The 15,467-nt window shown below is 70.1% G+C and carries 13 protein-coding genes and 2 rRNA genes; 3 read left to right on the top strand and 12 right to left on the bottom strand.

Features of this window, described 5'->3' with window-relative positions; all coding sequences use genetic code 11:
* Nucleotides 1-4: 4 nt before the first annotated feature.
* The 3 genes from glgP to IU476_RS09565 form a co-directional block, all read right to left on the bottom strand.
* The gene (gene glgP, locus IU476_RS09575; protein ID WP_195098773.1) at nt 5-2,590 is read right to left on the bottom strand and encodes an alpha-glucan family phosphorylase; all 2,586 of its coding nucleotides are present in this window, start codon (nt 2,588-2,590) and stop codon (nt 5-7) included.
* Between the two features lie 84 nt (nt 2,591-2,674).
* Nucleotides 2,675-4,828 carry a 1,4-alpha-glucan branching protein GlgB gene (gene glgB / locus IU476_RS09570; protein ID WP_195098772.1) on the bottom strand — a complete coding sequence of 718 codons (2,154 nt, stop codon included), beginning with the start codon at nt 4,826-4,828 and terminating at the stop codon, nt 2,675-2,677.
* Nucleotides 4,829-4,841: 13 nt separating this feature from the next.
* On the bottom strand, nt 4,842-6,845 hold the full coding sequence (locus IU476_RS09565) for an alpha-1,4-glucan--maltose-1-phosphate maltosyltransferase (RefSeq protein ID WP_324193967.1): 2,004 nt from the start codon (nt 6,843-6,845) through the stop codon (nt 4,842-4,844).
* 160 nt (nt 6,846-7,005) lie between these two features.
* Here IU476_RS09565 and IU476_RS09560 point away from each other — a divergent pair, with 160 nt between their 5' ends.
* Nucleotides 7,006-7,773: a dienelactone hydrolase family protein gene (locus tag IU476_RS09560; RefSeq protein WP_195098770.1), complete on the top strand. Its 768-nt coding sequence runs from the start codon at nt 7,006-7,008 to the stop codon at nt 7,771-7,773.
* A 240-nt stretch (nt 7,774-8,013) separates the two neighbouring features.
* Here the strand turns inward: IU476_RS09560 and IU476_RS09555 are convergent, their stop codons facing one another.
* The 4 genes from IU476_RS09555 to IU476_RS09540 all read right to left on the bottom strand — a co-directional run bounded on the left by IU476_RS09555 (nt 8,014) and on the right by IU476_RS09540 (nt 11,238).
* Nucleotides 8,014-8,394, bottom strand: a complete 381-nt coding sequence (locus IU476_RS09555) for an SSI family serine proteinase inhibitor (RefSeq protein ID WP_195098769.1) — start codon at nt 8,392-8,394, stop codon at nt 8,014-8,016.
* 69 nt (nt 8,395-8,463) lie between these two features.
* Entirely contained in the window at nt 8,464-9,318 is an 855-nt protein-coding gene (locus IU476_RS09550) for a tetratricopeptide repeat protein (RefSeq protein ID WP_195099769.1), read from the bottom strand.
* 61 nt (nt 9,319-9,379) lie between these two features.
* On the bottom strand, nt 9,380-9,733 hold the full coding sequence (locus IU476_RS09545; RefSeq protein WP_195098768.1) for a DUF3817 domain-containing protein: 354 nt from the start codon (nt 9,731-9,733) through the stop codon (nt 9,380-9,382).
* A 323-nt stretch (nt 9,734-10,056) separates the two neighbouring features.
* Nucleotides 10,057-11,238, bottom strand: a complete 1,182-nt coding sequence (locus IU476_RS09540; protein ID WP_195098766.1) for an acetyl-CoA C-acetyltransferase — start codon at nt 11,236-11,238, stop codon at nt 10,057-10,059.
* A 127-nt stretch (nt 11,239-11,365) separates the two neighbouring features.
* On the opposite strand from IU476_RS09540, the gene mce reads away from it, so the two are divergent.
* Together mce and IU476_RS09530 are read left to right on the top strand one after the other, a co-directional pair.
* Nucleotides 11,366-11,836 carry a methylmalonyl-CoA epimerase gene (gene mce / locus IU476_RS09535; protein WP_195098765.1) on the top strand — a complete coding sequence of 157 codons (471 nt, stop codon included), beginning with the start codon at nt 11,366-11,368 and terminating at the stop codon, nt 11,834-11,836.
* A gap of 86 nt (nt 11,837-11,922) precedes the next feature.
* Nucleotides 11,923-12,918 (top strand): coiled-coil domain-containing protein, encoded by a 996-nt coding sequence (locus IU476_RS09530; protein ID WP_195098764.1) that lies wholly within the window; start codon nt 11,923-11,925, stop codon nt 12,916-12,918.
* A gap of 267 nt (nt 12,919-13,185) precedes the next feature.
* On the opposite strand, the gene IU476_RS09525 is transcribed toward IU476_RS09530, so the two are convergent.
* From IU476_RS09525 to IU476_RS09505, 5 genes are all read right to left on the bottom strand, one after another.
* A complete protein-coding gene (locus tag IU476_RS09525; protein WP_195098763.1) occupies nt 13,186-13,494 on the bottom strand; it encodes an Rv1322 family protein in 309 nt (102 codons plus the stop codon).
* A gap of 9 nt (nt 13,495-13,503) precedes the next feature.
* Entirely contained in the window at nt 13,504-14,181 is a 678-nt protein-coding gene (nucS, locus tag IU476_RS09520; protein ID WP_195098762.1) for an endonuclease NucS, read from the bottom strand.
* Nucleotides 14,182-14,219: 38 nt separating this feature from the next.
* Nucleotides 14,220-14,951, bottom strand: coding sequence for a rhomboid-like protein (locus IU476_RS09515; protein WP_195098761.1), 732 nt, complete (start codon nt 14,949-14,951; stop codon nt 14,220-14,222).
* A gap of 245 nt (nt 14,952-15,196) precedes the next feature.
* Nucleotides 15,197-15,313 (bottom strand): 5S ribosomal RNA (gene rrf, locus IU476_RS09510).
* Nucleotides 15,314-15,381: 68 nt separating this feature from the next.
* A 23S ribosomal RNA gene (locus IU476_RS09505) occupies nt 15,382-15,467 on the bottom strand; the annotation flags it as partial.

Here is a 15,467-nt window from a genome sequence, read left to right as displayed (position 1 = left end):
CGGCCTACGGGGTGGGCGCGGCGACCAGGCCCAGTTCGGCGGGACCGGCCAGCAGCGGGTGGTGCGGGAGCACACGCACCGTGTAACCGACCGCCCCCGACAGCGGCACGGGGGTGTCGGCGGTGAAGATCTCCACGCCGGAATCCGTTCCGCTGTGCGACATCTCGACGGTGGTGACGTCGGACAGGTCGTCGTCCGGGGATACTCGGCCCAGCACCGCCTGCACCACCACGTCCGCCGGGGCCAGACCGCCGAGGTCGATGCGGGCGCGCAGGGCGAGTTCCGCGCCGATCACCGGGGTGTCGGGCAGGCCGGCGCTGTCGACCTGGATCACCTTCACCTGCGGCCACGCCGACTCGACCCGGCGGCGGTACCCGGCGAGTTCCCGCGCGCCGGCGAAATCGTCCTGTGCCACAGCCGAATACGCGGCGGCGGCCGGCAGGTAGTAGCCGACGGCGTAGTCGCGGACCATGCGCGAGGCCAGCACCTGCGGGCCGAGGGTCTGCAAGGTGTGCCGGACCATCTCCAGCCAGCGCACCGGCAGGCCGTCGCGGTCGCGGTCGTAGAAGCGCGGCAGCACCGCGCGTTCCAGCATCTCGTACAGGGCGGCGGCCTCCAGGTCGTCGCGGCGGTGGTCGTCACGGACGCCGTCGGCGGTCGGGATGGCCCAGCCGTTCTCGCCGTCGTACATCTCGTCCCACCAGCCGTCGCGGATCGACAGGTTCAGCCCGCCGTTGAGCGCCGCCTTCATCCCCGACGTGCCGCACGCCTCCAGCGGGCGCAGCGGATTGTTCAGCCACACATCGCATCCCCAGTACAGGTAGCGGGCCATCGACATGTCGTAGTCGGGCAGGAACACGATGCGGTGCCGCACCGCCGGATCGTCGGCGAAGCGCACCACCTGTTGGATGAGCGCCTTGCCGCCGTCGTCGGCCGGATGGCTCTTCCCCGCCACCACCAGCTGCACCGGCCGCTCGGGATCCAGCAGCAGCGACCGCAGCCGCTCCGGGTCGCGCAGCATCAGCGTCAGCCGCTTGTAGGTCGGCACCCGGCGCGCGAACCCGACGGTGAGCACCGTCGGATCGAAAACCTCGTCCACCCAGGTCAATTCGGCGGGCGCGGCGCCGCGCTCCAGCCACGACGCCCGCACCCGGCGGCGCACCTCGCCGACGAGCAAGCCGCGCAGCGTGTTTCGCGTCGACCACAGCTCGCGCGGGTCGACGTCGCGCAGCCGCTCCCAGCCGCGCGCCTCCTCCACCAGCTCGGGCCCGACGAATTCCCGTGCCTTGTCGATCCATTCCCGCGCCGCCCAGGTGGGCGCGTGCACGCCGTTGGTGACCGAGCCGATCGGCACCTCCGCGGCGTCGAAACCGGGCCACAGCGGCGCGAACATGGCGCGGCTCACCTCGCCGTGCAGTCGCGACACCCCGTTGGCGCGCTGCGCCAGCCGCAGCCCGAGATGCGCCATGTTGAACACCGATGGGTCGGCCTCCCGGCCCAGCGCCACGATCCGATCCACCGAAACACCGGGCAGCAGCGGAGATTCGCGCTCGCCGTGCGCGCAGCCGAAGTACCGGCGCACCAGCGCGCCCGCGAACCGGTCGATGCCCGCGGGCACGGGGGTGTGCGTGGTGAACACCGTACCGGCCCGGACGGCGGCCAAGGCGGCGTCGAAATCCGTCCCGGCGGCCATGAATTCGCGGATCCGCTCGATGCCGAGGAAGCCCGCGTGCCCCTCGTTCATATGGAACACGTCCGGGTCGGGCAGGCCGTGGGCATGGGTGTAGGCGCGGACCGCGCGCACGCCGCCGATCCCGGCCAGGATCTCCTGCTTGATGCGGTGGTCCTGGTCGCCGCCGTAGAGCCGGTCGGTCACCGAGCGCAGTTCGGGATCGTTGTCGGCGATGTCGGAGTCCAGCAGCAGCAACGGCACCCGGCCCACCTGGGCGATCCACACGCGGGCGCGCAGCACCCGGTGCTCGGGCATCGGCACGTGCACCAGCACGGGCGAACCCGATTCGGTGAGCAGCCGCAGCGGCAGGCCCTGCGGATCCAGGTCCGGATAGCGTTCGGCCTGCCAGCCGTCGGCGGTCAGCGACTGCCGGAAGTAGCCGGACCGGTACAGCAGGCCGACGCCGATGAGCGGCAGGCCCAGGTCCGAGGCGGCCTTCAGGTGGTCGCCCGCCAGGATGCCGAGCCCGCCGGAATAGTTCGGCAGCACCTCGGTCACGCCGAACTCCATCGAGAAGTACGCGATGCCGCGCGGCAACCGCCCGGCCCGCTCGCCGTCGGTCTGCCGGTCGAACCAGCGCGGCCGCTCCAGGTAGTCACGCAGATCGGCCGCGGCGGCATCCACCGCGCGCAGGTAGGCCGGGTCGGCGGCCAGCTCGTCCAGCCGGGCCGCGGGCACCTCGCCCAGCATCCGCACCGGATCGTGGCCGACCTCGGCCCACAGCGACCGGTCCAGCTCGGCGAACAGATCCTGCGTCGGCGCGTGCCACGACCACCGCAGATTCGTCGCCAGCTCGGTGAGCGCAGACAGCCGCTCGGGCAGATGGGCACGGACCGTGAACCGACGCAATGCCTTCACCCGCTAGACCTTACACGCCGGACCTGCGCCCCAAGGCCGGTCGGCCACCGCTCGAACAGCCCCTGACCTGCGGCCCCGGCGCGCTCACTCGGGAGCGAGCCACACCGCGCTGTTCGGGGCGAGGGTGACCGCCGCCGAATACGGCCGTCCGTGCCACGGCTCGGCGACGGCCTCGACCCCGCCGAGATTCCCGATGCCGCTGCCCGCGTAGTCGGCGGCGTCGGTGTTGAGGATCTCGCGCCAGCGGCCGCCCACCGGCAACCCGACGCGGTAGTCGCGATGCTGGGCACCGGAGAAGTTGTAGACGCACGCGACCAGCGAGTCGTCGGCGCCGTAGCGCAGGAAGGCGACGACGTTGCCGGCGCGGTCGTCGGCATCGATCCAGGCGTAGCCGCCGGGCGCGGTGTCCTGGCTCCACAGCGCCGGATGCGCGCGATAGGCCGCGTTGAGATCGCGCACCAGCCGCCGGATGCCGTCGTGCAGAGGGTTCTCCAGCTCCTGCCAGTCCAGGCCGCGGTCGTGCGACCACTCCCGGAACTGGCCGAAGTCCTGGCCCATGAACAGCAGCTGCTTGCCCGGGTGGGCCCACATGTAGGCCAGCAGCGCGCGCACCCCGCAGGCCTTCACCCAGTCGTCGCCGGGCATCCGGGTCCACAGCGTGCCCTTGCCGTGCACCACCTCGTCGTGGCTGATCGGCAGCACGTAGTTCTCGCTCCACGCGTACACCGTCGAGAAGGTGATCTCGTTGTGGTGCCAGCTGCGGTGGATCTGGTCGCGGGCCAGGTAGCCGAGGGTGTCGTGCATCCAGCCCATGTTCCACTTCATGGTGAAGCCGAGCCCGCCGACGTCGGTCGAGCGGGTGACGCCGGGCCAGGTGGTGGACTCCTCGGCGATGGTGACCACGCCCGGAAAGTGCTTGTGCACCGTCGCGTTCATCTCCTGCAGGAACGCGACGGCCTCCAGATTCTCACGGCCCCCGTGGATGTTCGGCTCCCAGCCGCCCTCGGGGCGCGAGTAGTCCAGGTACAGCATCGAGGCCACCGCGTCGACGCGCAGGCCGTCGATGTGGAACTCCTCGATCCAGTAGCGCGCGTTGGCCACCAGAAAGTTCCGCACCTCGGGTCGGCCGAAGTCGAAAACGTAGGTGCCCCAGTCCAATTGCTCGCCGCGGCGCGGGTCCGGGTGCTCGTAGAGGGGCGTGCCGTCGAATCGGGCCAGCGCCCACTCGTCGCGCGGGAAGTGCGCGGGCACCCAGTCCAGCAGCACGCCGATCCCGGCGGCGTGCAGGTGGTCCACGAACGCCCGGAATTCGTCGGGAGCGCCGAATCGGGAGGTCGGCGCGTAATAGGAGGTGACCTGGTACCCCCACGAGCCGCCGAACGGATGCTCCGCGATCGGCAGCAGTTCGACGTGCGTGTACCCCTGCGCCACAACGTATTCGGCGAGCTGCTCGGCCATCTCCCGGTAGTCGAGGCCGGGCCGCCAGGAGCCGAGGTGCACCTCGTAGACGCTCATGGGCGACCGCGTCGGGTCGGTGCGGGCGCGGGCCGCGAGCCAGGCGTCGTCGCGCCAAGCGTAGCGGCTCTCGGTGATCACCGACGCCGTCGCGGGCGGCACCTCGGTGGCGAAGGCGAGCGGATCGGCGTGGTCGGCGCTGCGCCCGTCCGCGCCGTGCACCCGGTACTTGTACTTCTCCCCCACGCCGACGCCCGGCAGGAACAGCTCCCACACGCCGGACCCGCCGAGCGCGCGCATGGGCGCGGTGTTGCCGCTCCAGCCGTCGAAATCGCCGGTCACCGCGACCCCGCGGGCGGCGGGTGCCCACACCGCGAACGACGTCCCGGTCACCTCGCCGTCGAGGGTGGTGTAGTGCCGCGGGTGCGCGCCCAGCACCTCCCACAGCCGTTCGTGCCGCCCCTCGCCGATCAGGTGCAGATCGAGTTCGCCGACCGTCGGCAGGAATCGGTAGCCGTCGGCGTCGAGCACGGTGCGGCTGTTCGGATACGACACGAGCAGGCGATAGTCCCAGAGTTCGGGGAACGGCACGACGCCCTCGAACACGCCGTGCTCCACGTGGTGCAGCGGATAGTCCGTGCCGCCGATCCGGGCCGACACCGAATTCGCGTGCGGCCGTAGGGCTCTGATCACGGTGCCGTCGGGATGCGGGTGCGCGCCGAGCACGGTGTGCGGGTCCCGGTGGGTGCCCGCGGCGAGCAGCAGGAGGTCGCGGCGGTTCATCGACCCCGTGCCCTCACCGGAAGGACCGCCGGTACGCCAGTTCCGTGCGCGCGGCGGCCGACACCGGCGGCAGCGCGAGGATGTGGGCCACCGCGCGGACCGGGTCCAGGCGCACGTAATTGGTTTGGCCCCAGTGGTATTCCTCGCCGCTGACCTCGTCGACCACCACCGGGTGGTCGTGCCACTCGCGGCCGATCGCGGGCAGGTCCAGTGAGATCATGCCGTCCTCGGCGCCGTACGGATCGAGGTTGACCACGACCAGCACCGCGTCGCCGCTGTCCGGATCGACCTTCGAGTACGCCAGCAGCGCGTCGTTGTCGACGTGGTGAAAAGCGATGCAGCGCAACTGTTGCAGCGCCGGATGCGCGCGGCGGATCTCGTTGAGCCGGGTCAGCCACGGCTCGAGCGACTCGCCGCGGGCGGCGGCCTCGGCGAAGCGGCGCGGGCGCAGCTCGTACTTCTCCGAGTCCAGATACTCCTCGCTGCCCGCGCGCACCGCCTGGTGCTCGAACAGCTCGAATCCGGAGTACACGCCCCAGGCCGGCGCGAGCGTGGCCGCCAGCACCGCGCGGATCGCGAACATGCCCGGGCCGCCGTGCTGCAGGCTCTCGTGCAGGATGTCTGGCGTGTTGACGAACAGGTTGGGGCGCGCCTCGTCGGCCTTGGCGGCCAGCTCGCGGCCGAACTCGGCCAGCTCGTGTTTGCCGGTGCGCCAGGTGAAGTACGTGTAGGACTGGGCGAAGCCGCGCCGCGCCAGCCCGTACAGCCGGGCGGGGCGGGTGAACGCCTCGGACAGGAACAGCACATCGGGATCGGTGGCCCGCACCTGCGCGATCAGCCACTCCCAGAAGTCGACCGGCTTGGTGTGCGGGTTGTCGACCCGGAAGATGGTGACGCCCAACCCGATCCAGTACCGCACCACCCGCAGCACCTCGGCGTACAGGCCGTCGGGATCGTTGTCGAAGTCCAGCGGATAGATGTCCTGGTACTTCTTCGGCGGATTCTCGGCGAAGGCGATGGTGCCGTCCGGCAGGGTGGTGAACCACTCCGGATGCTCACGCACCCACGGATGGTCGGGCGCGCACTGCAAGGCCAGGTCGAGGGCCACCTCCATGCCCAATTGCCGTGCGGCGTCGACGAATCCGACGAAATCCGCCTCGGTGCCCAGCTGCGGGTGGAAGGCGTCGTGGCCGCCCTCGTCGGAGCCGATCGCCCACGGCGAACCGACGTCGCCGGGCTCGGCGGTCAGAGAGTTGTTGCGGCCCTTGCGATTCACCTTGCCGATCGGGTGCACCGGCGGCAGGTACACCACGTCGAAACCCATCGCGGCGATGCGCGGCAGCTCCTTCGCAGCGGTCGCGAAGGTGCCGTGCACCGGCTTGCCGTCGGCGTCCCAGCCGCCGGTGGACCGGGGGAAGAACTCGTACCAGGCGCCGACCAGCGCCTGCCGGCGCTCCACCAGCACCGCGTGCTGCGGCCCGCGGGTGACGAGATCGCGCAGCGGCGTTTCGCGCAGGACCTCGCTCACCTCGGCGCTGAAGGCGGGCGCCACCCGGGCGGGCAGCTGCCCGTCGCCGCGCAACGCCGCGGCCGCCGCCCGCAGCCGCTCCCACTGCTTCTTGGGCACCTGCTGCGCCGCGCGGTCCAGCAGCCGCGCGCCGATCTCGAGGTCGTTGGCCAGGTCGGCGGCGCTCTGGCCGACGGCCAGTTTCGCCTCCACCGCGGCCCGCCAGGTGGCGATCGGGTCGGCCCAGCCCTCGATGCGAAAGGTCCACGTCCCCGGCTCGTTCGGGGTGAACACGGCATTGAACACGTCGGGCTCGTAGTCCGGCGACATCCGGATCCGCCGGGCGCGAGCGGCGCCGGGGGCGCGCACGGCCAGCGTCGCGGCCACCACGCCGTGCCCCTCGCGCCACACCACGGCCCGCACCGGGAACACCTCGCCCACCACGGCTTTGGCCGGGCGGCCACCGGGTACGGCCGGAGCGGTGTCATCGATGGCGATGCGACCCGTCACGAGTCCAACCGTACCGGCATTCGCCGCGCGATCATGAAATCCGGGCGCGGGCGCCTGTACCGAGGCGGGCGCGGCGTGGCAGGCTGGGACCGAGACTCGAAGCGGAGAGTTCCTCCGCTCCGGTGGACAGCCAGCGCCGACTTTCCAGGAGGTACCGCCCATGACCGCAGTGCAAGGCCAGTCCGTGGACGTCGCGACGCCCGCCGGCGTCGCCGATTCCTACCTGGTCGCCCCGGCCGACGGCGTGCCGCGTCCGGGAGTCCTGCTGTACATGGACGCCTTCGGGCCGCGGCCGAGCCTGCGCGCCATGGCCGACCGCCTCGCCGGGCACGGGTACACGGTCCTGGTCCCCAACGTCTTCTACCGGCACGGGCGCGCGCCCGTGGTGGAGCTGCCCGAGTTCATCGATCCGCAGGAGCGGCCGGACATCTTCCAGCAGTTGCTGCCGATGATCCTGGAACTCACCCCGGACATCGCGACCGCCGACGCCCGCGCCTACCTCGACGCGCTGGCCGCGAGCGACCGGACGGCCCCGGGCCCGATCGGAATCACCGGCTACTGCATGGGCGCCCGGCTGGCCCTGCACACCGCCGCCGCCTTCCCCGAGCGGGTCGCCGCCGTCGCGGGCTTCCACGGCGGCGGGCTGGTCACCGACAACCCCGACAGCCCGCACCTGGCCCTCGGAAACCTCACGGCGGAGCTGTATCTCGGCCACGCCGACAACGACCCGTCCATGCCCGTGGAGAAGATCGAACGCCTCGAGCGCACCCTCGACGACGCCGGCGTCCGCTACCGCAGCGAGGTCTACCCGGGCGCCCACCACGGCTACACCCAGACCGACACCGCCGCCTACGACGAGCAAGCCGCCGAACGCCACTGGCGCGAACTCCTCGCCCTGCTGGACCGCAACCTCACCCCCGCGACCTGAACGCGAGCGCTCAGCCGCCCACGGGCCTCGGTGGCGAGCCGATCAGAGTTCGAAGTGCTGCCGCGCTCGGCCGCCCACGGGCCCCGGTGCTGAACCGAACAGAGTTCGAAGTGCTGCCGCGCTCGGCCGCCCACGCGCCTCGGTACTGAGCCGAGAGTTCGAAGTGCGGCCGCGCTCGGCACACTCGCCGTACTCCGGTAGTGCGCGGACGGATACTGTCCGCTCCGGCGGGACGCGCGGTCAGAACTCCCACGGGACGGACAGTTCGGGGATCAGGCAGCCGTAGGTGCGTTCGACCGAGACGGGGACGCCGTGCAGGATGCCCTCGGCGCGGTAGACCACGGGGTGGTAGCGGAAGCAGCGCACGCCCGGATCCTCTTCGGGGAGAACGAGTTCCCCGAGTGGGGCCAGGAAGCGGCAGGCGGCGGCCGCGCTCGGGTGCGAGCCGCCGACCGGGTCGCAGGTCAGCGTGGCCGTGCGGGTGGGCTGGTCGGAGTCCTCGCGGGTGAGGACGAGCCGCGTGGTCGCGTCCTGCGCCGCGGCGCTCCCCGCCGGGAGCAGCACCGCCACCGCGGCGAGCGTCCCCACCGCGATCCGGGCGGCCTTCTTCGTGATGTGCATCCGTTCGCCTCTCCCCCGGCCCCGGCGAGCCCGCCGATGCGCGGTCCGGGCCGCGGGGCCCGGACGATCTCAGTAGAGCGCGGTCGCGAGCTTGCGGCGGGCGGCGACCACGACCGGGTCGCCGGTGTCGTACAGCTCGAACAGTTCCACCAGGCGGGTGCGCACGCGGTTACGGTCGTCGCCGGCGGTGCGCTTGACCAGGTCGATCAGGCGGGTGAAGGCGGCTTCGGGCTGCTGGTTGAAGCACTCCATGTCGGCGGCCGCGAAGGCGGCGTCGATATCGTCGGGAGCGGCGTCGGCGCGCTCGATCGCGTCGGCGGGCAGGCCCTGCGCGCGGCCGAAGAAGCGCACCTGCCGCAGTGCGGCCTTGGCCTCGGCGTTCGCGGGCTCCTCGGCGAGGATCTTCTCGTAGGCGGCTTCCGCCCCGGCGATGTCGCCGCGGTCGAGGGCCTCCTCGGCGACGGTGAAGCGGGGATCCTCCGGCACAGCCGGGGCCTCCTCGCCCTCGACGCCGCCTTCCAGCTTGCCGCGCACCGCGTCGACCACGGCCGCCAGCCACTGCTTCACCTGCGGTTCGGGTTGCGCGCCTTGGAAATCGGCGAGCGGCTGGCCCGCGGCCACCGCGATCACCGTCGGAATGCCCTGCACCCCGAGGGCCTGCGCGATGCGCATGTTGGGCTCGGCTTCGACGGTGGCCAGGTCCCAGCTGCCACCGTCCTCACCCACCAGGCGCTCGAACAGCTTCACCAGCTCCACGCTGCCCGGGCTGCGCTGCGAGTACAGGACGATGACCACCGGCACCTGCATCGATCGGCGCAGCACCTTGGTCTCGAAATCGGCTTCGGTGACCGCGTGACCGCCGGTCGGGGCGGCGTCCGTGGCGGCCGGCTGTTTCAGACTGGACAGATCCACCGCACCGGACATGGCAGCGGCGACGGCGGGCGAGGGACGACGTGCAGCAGGTCGAGTCACGGTTCCCAGTTTGTCACGAACGAGCGGCGGCGGGTGCCGCGGCCGCACTCAGTTCACCCAATTGCCCCGTGCGAATCGCCCACCGCTCGAACCACACCGAGGTGAACGGCACGACGGAGGACAGCAGACCCAGCAGCAGCGTCTTCCCCGGCCACTCGAACTCCCGCCACGCCAGCAGCAGGCTCAGCGCGAACACCACGAACACCAGGCCGTGCAGCATGCCGAACACCATCACCGGCCAGGTGATCGGCTCGGGTAGCCGCTTGAGTACCGATCCTGTAAGCAACAAGGCCCAGGAGACGGCCTCGAGCACGCCGAACAGCCGGACTCGCTTGGCCAGGGTGCTTACATCGAAAAGTTCGCCCATGGACACCATTGTGCCCAACGTCGACGTTACTACGACAGCGGGTAGTTGGTGTGGTTTGTGACACAGAGGGTGGGGACTATCCCGGCGCGCTGGGCCACAACGTACGGCTGTGTTTTTGGCCTTCGCTTCGCTGCGGCGGGTTTTCGGCGCCTGAGGTCTCGGTTTTCGGGTGCCGCCGCTTGCTCCTTCGTCGCGGCGCGGCGGCACCCGAAAACCGAGACGCGCCGAAAACCTTGGGGGTGTGGGTATGTGGCTAGCGCTTCGCGGCCGAGGGGACGGCGTACCGAGACGCTCTGCCGGGGCTGGGTTACAACCGGATGGTTCTACACCCGGACGATGAGCGCGTCGCCTTGGCCTCCACCACCGCACAGCGCAGCCGCACCGACACCTCCACCACGTCGCTTCAACTCGAGCGCCAGATGCAGGACGATGCGCGCGCCGGACATTCCCAGGGGGTGGCCGATGGCGATGGCGCCGCCGTTGACGTTCACCTTCTCGGGGTCGATGCCGAGTTGGCGGGTGGAAGCGATGCCCACCGCGGCGAACGCCTCGTTGATCTCCACCAGGTCCAGTTCGGCGGGCGAAATGCCTTCCTTCGCACAGGCTTTCGCGATGGCGTTGGCCGGCTGCTGCTGCAGCGTGGAGTCGGGGCCGGCCACCACGCCCGCGGCGCCGATCTCGGCGATCCAGCTCAGGCCCAGTTCCTGCGCCTTGGCCTTGCTCATCACGACCACCGCGGCGGCGCCGTCGGAGATCTGCGAGGCCGAACCGGCGGTGATGGTGCCGTCCTTGCGGAACGCGGGGCGCAGCTTGCCCAGCGACTCGACGGTGGTGTCGGCGCGGATGCCCTCGTCCTGCGTGACCAGCACCGGGTCGCCCTTGCGCTGCGGCACCGCCACCGGGACCACCTCGTCCTCGAACACGCCGTTCTTCCATGCCGCGGCGGCCTTCTGGTGTGAGGCGGCGGCGAAGGCGTCCTGCTCGGCGCGGCTGATGTGGTCGGCGTCGTTGCGGGTCTCGGTCAGCGCGCCCATGGCCTGGTCGGTGAAGATGTCGTGCAGGCCGTCGAAGGCCATGTGGTCGCGCAGCGTCACGTCGCCGTATTTGAAGCCCTCGCGGCTCTTCTCCAGCAGATGCGGCGCCTGGGTCATCGACTCCTGGCCGCCGGCCACCACGACCTCGTACTCGCCGGCCCGGATCAGCTGGTCCGCCAGCGCGATCGCGTTGATGCCCGACAGGCAGACCTTGTTCAGCGTCAGCGCGGGCACATCCATCGGGATGCCGCCGGCGACCGCCGCCTGCCGGGCCGGGATCTGCCCCGCGCCCGCGGTCAGCACCTGGCCCATGATGACGTAGTCGACCTGGTCGGGGCGCACGCCGCCCTTCTCCAGCGCCGCCTTGATCGCGAACCCGCCCAGATCCGAACCGCTGAAGTCCTTCAGACCACCCAGCAGCCGACCGACCGGGGTGCGGGCGCCGGAGACGATGACGGAGGTGGTAGTCACGATGTGCCTCGCTTCGTAATGGGGAACGCGGTGCGCATGCGCTCGTGCCGACGAACAGAACGCGCGTACTCCAAGGTAACCGGTGCCGTCTCGGCGGCACCATGCAGGTGCGCGCTACGTTCGAAGGGTGAGTGCTACCGATACGCCCGAATTCATCCCCGCCGACTACGTGATCGCCGTCGATCACGTCGGCGTCGCCGTTCCCGACCTCGACGCCGCCGTCGCGTGGTACTCCGAGCACCTCGGAATGGTCGAGACCCACCGCGAGATCAACGAGGCCCAAGGGGTCCACGAGGCGATGCTGTCGCTGCCCGCCGCCGGCGACGACTCGACTGCTCTGCAGTTGCTGGCGCCGATCGACGAGTCCTCCACGATCGCCAAGTTCATCGATCGCAACGGCCCGGGTCTCCAGCAACTGGCGTATCGCGTCACCGATGTGGAGGCCGTGGCTACTTTCCTGCGCTCGCGAGGTCTGCGTTTGCTGTACGACGCGCCTCGCCGCGGAACCGCCGATTCCCGGATAAACTTCGTACACCCGAAGGATGCTGGAGGTGTGCTCATCGAGCTGGTCGAGCCGGCGCCGAATCCTACTCACTAGTATCGGATTCCGACCGGGGAAACTTGTCGTAACGACATTCGCGGTCGGGTCACCATCGTGAGCCGACAGGCTGTAGTTTGTGGGGCATGTCGTCCACTGAGCCCGATCGCAATCGCTTCGTCGCGTTGCCGTTTACCGTAGTCCGTAAGGGCTACGACCGCGATGAGGTGCGCAATTACTTTGACCGATTCGATGCCGAACTAAGGGTCACCGCCACAGATCGCGACGCCGCCGCAGCCCAGGCCCGAAATCTCGCCGCCCAGCTGGAAGACGCACGCGACGAAATCGATGAGCTGCGTAAGGAAGTCGACCGGTTGTCGGTGCCCCCGACCACCGCCGAGGGCATGAGCGATCGCATCTCGCGCATGCTCCGCCTGGCTTCCGACGAGGCCTCCGAGGTCCGTGCGCAGGCGCAGGCCGAAGCCGCCGAGATGATCTCGATCGCCGAGCAGCAGGCCACCGAGATGCGCGGCAAGTACGAGTCGCTGCTCGCCGAGACCAAGGAGAAGCGCGAGGCGCTCGAGGTCGAGTTCGAGCAGACCCTCGCCAACGCGCGCTCGGAGTCCAAGAAGATCCTCGAGGCCGCCAACGCGGAAGCCGAGCGGATCACCAAGGAGGCCGAGGCCAAGCGCAAGGCCGCCCAGCAGGACTTCGAGGTCACCATGGCGGAGCGGCGCACCAAGCTCACCCGCGCCATGGAGGAACTCGAGGCCAGCAGCCGTTCCGAGGCCGCCCAGCGCATCAAGGACGCGACCGACGAGGCCAACCGTCTGGTCACCTCCGCCACCCAGCAGGCCGATCGCAAGATCGCCCACGCCAAGGAGCTGGCCGAGGAAATGCGCGTGCTGCGCGGCCGAGTCCTGGCCCAGCTCTTGGGAATTCGCGGCCAGCTCGACTCCGTCCCGGCCATGCTCGCCGCGGTCAACCGCGAGAGCGAGCTCCTCGACGGCGCCCCCGAACAGCGCTCGCTGTCCGGCAAGCAGTCCGGTTCCGGACGCCAGAAGGCCATCCCCGAGGTCAAGACCGAGGAGGACGAGCTCGTCGACGACGAAGAGCGCGAGAACGCAGAAGTCTCGAGCTGACGCCGATCCTGCCGGGCGACAACGATATCGACCGTACGAGGGCCGCTCCCTGATGGGGAGCGGCCTTCCTTATATTTGGCCTTCGCTTCGCTGCGGCGGGTTTTCGGCGCCTGAGTCTCGGTTTTCGGGCACCGCCGCTTGCTCCTTCGTCGCGGCGCGGCGGCACCCGAAAACCGAGACGCGCCGAAAACCTTGCGGGGTATGCAGTCCTGGGAGGTATCTGGCGTTCGCGGCCGGTTGGAGTGCGGGTGGGGCGGCTTCGCTGGCTCAAGACCAGCGGCGGGTGATGGTTCGGGTGTGGCGGCCGCGCCAGCAGCCGGTGTGCCAGTGGCGGCGGTCGTCTTCGCCGCCGTATTCGCGCCAGGCGACGATGTGGGCTGTGCCGGGCGGGATTTCGTGGTCGCAGCCGGGGCAGCGGTAGGTTTTGGTGGCGCGGGAACCGGGGACGGTGCGGACGATGTAGGTGTCGTTGCCGCCGGGGCCGGGTTCGGTGCGGCCGAAGACGTCGCCGAGCGGGCGCGGCTCCCGCTGGAGCCGCGCCGCGGACTGCTTGGGGCGCGGTTTCCGGCGGGGCATGGTTCGAGCCTAGAACAGCCGGAATTCGTCGCTCTCGGTGCCGCGTAGCGCGTCGTAATCGAGTGTCAGGCAACGGATTCCGCGGTCGGTGGCGAGCGTTTTGGCTTGCGGCTTGATCTGCTGGGCGGCGAACACGCCGGTGACGGGGGCCAGCAGCGGGTCGCGGTTCAGCAGCTCCAGGTAGCGGGTCAGCTGTTCGACGCCGTCGATCTCGCCGCGCCGCTTGATCTCCACCGCCACGGTGGCGCCGTCGGCGTTGCGGCACAGGATGTCCACCGGGCCGATCGCGGTCATGTACTCCCGCCGGATGAGCGAGAACCCGGGACCGAGGGTCTCGATGTGCTCGGCCAGCAGTTCCTGCAGGTGCGCCTCGACGCCGTCCTTCACCAGGCCCGGGTCCACGCCGAGTTCGTGCTCGGAGTCGTGCTCGATGTCGGCGACGGTGATGCGCAGCTCCTCGCCGGCCTTGTTGGTCACCACCCACAGCTTGGCCGCCTCGGTCTCGCTGTCGCGCTCCTCCAGTCGGCACGGCGGGCTCATCCAGTTCAGCGGCTTGTACGAGCCGCCGTCGGAATGCACCAGCACCGAACCGTCGGCCTTCATCAGCAGCAGGCGGCGAGCCATCGGGAGGTGAGCGGTGAGCCGACCCACGTAGTCGACCTGGCAGCGAGCAATCACGAGGCGCACCCCAGGCACTTTAGGTGAGCGGGTACGGGCCGTGTAATTCAGCCCACGAGCAACAGATACCCGAGCGCGGACGCGACCACGAGCAGACCGGTCTCGAATCGAGTCAGCCGCGGCAACCGGGGCAGCCGCACCCGATGCGTGCGCAGCAGCCAGAAGCCGACCACCAGGCCGATGGCGAGCGCCAGCAGATGTCCGACGTTCGTGAACGTCCGGCCCATCGCCACACCGGACACCGCGACCGCGAGCCACGAGATCGACCAGGTCGCACGCCACCGCCGCGGCAGCAGCACGACGAACGCTCCGATCATGGCCATCGCGCCGTAGCTGATGCCGACGTCCTCCGCAGTGGTCATGCTCACCGGCACCCAGTCCGCGGTGACCGCGACCCACAGGCCGGCCGCGACCAGCAGCGTGGCGCCGATGTGCCCGGCCACGAAGATGCGGATGGTGGTGAGCGCGCCGAAGCGCAGCTCGGCCAGCGCGAGCAGACAGATCAGCAGCGGGATGAGCAGCGCCGCGGCCGCGCCGTCGCCGACCACCAGCGCACTGGAAACGAGCGTGCCGTAGTTGCCCCGCAGCAGGTTGCTCAGGTTGGTGCTGGCCCGCAGGATCACCTGGGTCTGGGCGGCGTCGCTCAGGGCGGCCAGCAGGGCGGCGACGGTGATGAGCATGGCGGCGTAGCCGTAGGTCACCGGTAGGAAGAACCGACGCCATCCGGTGCGCTGGGCACCGAGGGTGGGGGCTCCGTCCGCCGCTGCCTCGCCGACCATCCGTATCCCGTCCTTCCCGCGCGGCCCGTGTTCGCCGCTACCCGTCCATCATCCAGCGAAGTGGTCCGGGGCGGGTTGCCATAGCTTGTGAAGTGGCTGTGAATCCGGCGCGCCGGCCACGTGTACATCAAGTTTGCCCGGATTCGGCGGTTCTACACACACCGCGCGGAATTCGCCCGATTCGCCGGGGAGGTCCGGATACGACGAAGGCCCCCGACAGTGTCGGGGGCCTTCGCGAACGTATGTTCCGGCGGTGTCCTACTCTCCCACACCCTGTCGAGTGCAGTACCATCGGCGCAGGTGAGCTTAGCTTCCGGGTTCGGAATGGGACCGGGCGTTTCCCCACCGCTATAACCGCCGTAACTCTATGAAACTATCCACACAAACGCGTGTTGTTTCAGATACCGCACAGTGGACGCGTAACACCTTCGTTGGTAAGCCCTCGGCCTATTAGTACCGGTCACCTCCACACATTACTGCGCTTCCAGTTCCGGCCTATCAACCCAATAATCTGTT

This window comes from Nocardia blacklockiae (assembly GCF_015477355.1).
Lineage (GTDB): Bacteria > Actinomycetota > Actinomycetes > Mycobacteriales > Mycobacteriaceae > Nocardia > Nocardia blacklockiae.
Note: the sequence above shows the minus strand (reverse complement) of the source record. Positions and strands in the feature narration are given on the sequence as shown.

What these genes read in the sequence shown, in the direction of transcription:
- glgB (WP_195098772.1), bottom strand. Translation starts at nt 4,828, where the DNA reads ATGAACCGCCGCGACCTCCTGCTGCTCGCCGCGGGCACCCACCGGGAC.
- IU476_RS09560 (WP_195098770.1), top strand. Translation starts at nt 7,006, where the DNA reads ATGACCGCAGTGCAAGGCCAGTCCGTGGACGTCGCGACGCCCGCCGGC.
- IU476_RS09555 (WP_195098769.1), bottom strand. Translation starts at nt 8,394, where the DNA reads ATGCACATCACGAAGAAGGCCGCCCGGATCGCGGTGGGGACGCTCGCC.
- IU476_RS09550 (WP_195099769.1), bottom strand. Translation starts at nt 9,318, where the DNA reads ATGTCCGGTGCGGTGGATCTGTCCAGTCTGAAACAGCCGGCCGCCACG.
- IU476_RS09545 (WP_195098768.1), bottom strand. Translation starts at nt 9,733, where the DNA reads ATGGGCGAACTTTTCGATGTAAGCACCCTGGCCAAGCGAGTCCGGCTG.
- IU476_RS09530 (WP_195098764.1), top strand. Translation starts at nt 11,923, where the DNA reads ATGTCGTCCACTGAGCCCGATCGCAATCGCTTCGTCGCGTTGCCGTTT.
- IU476_RS09525 (WP_195098763.1), bottom strand. Translation starts at nt 13,494, where the DNA reads ATGCCCCGCCGGAAACCGCGCCCCAAGCAGTCCGCGGCGCGGCTCCAG.
- IU476_RS09515 (WP_195098761.1), bottom strand. Translation starts at nt 14,951, where the DNA reads ATGGTCGGCGAGGCAGCGGCGGACGGAGCCCCCACCCTCGGTGCCCAG.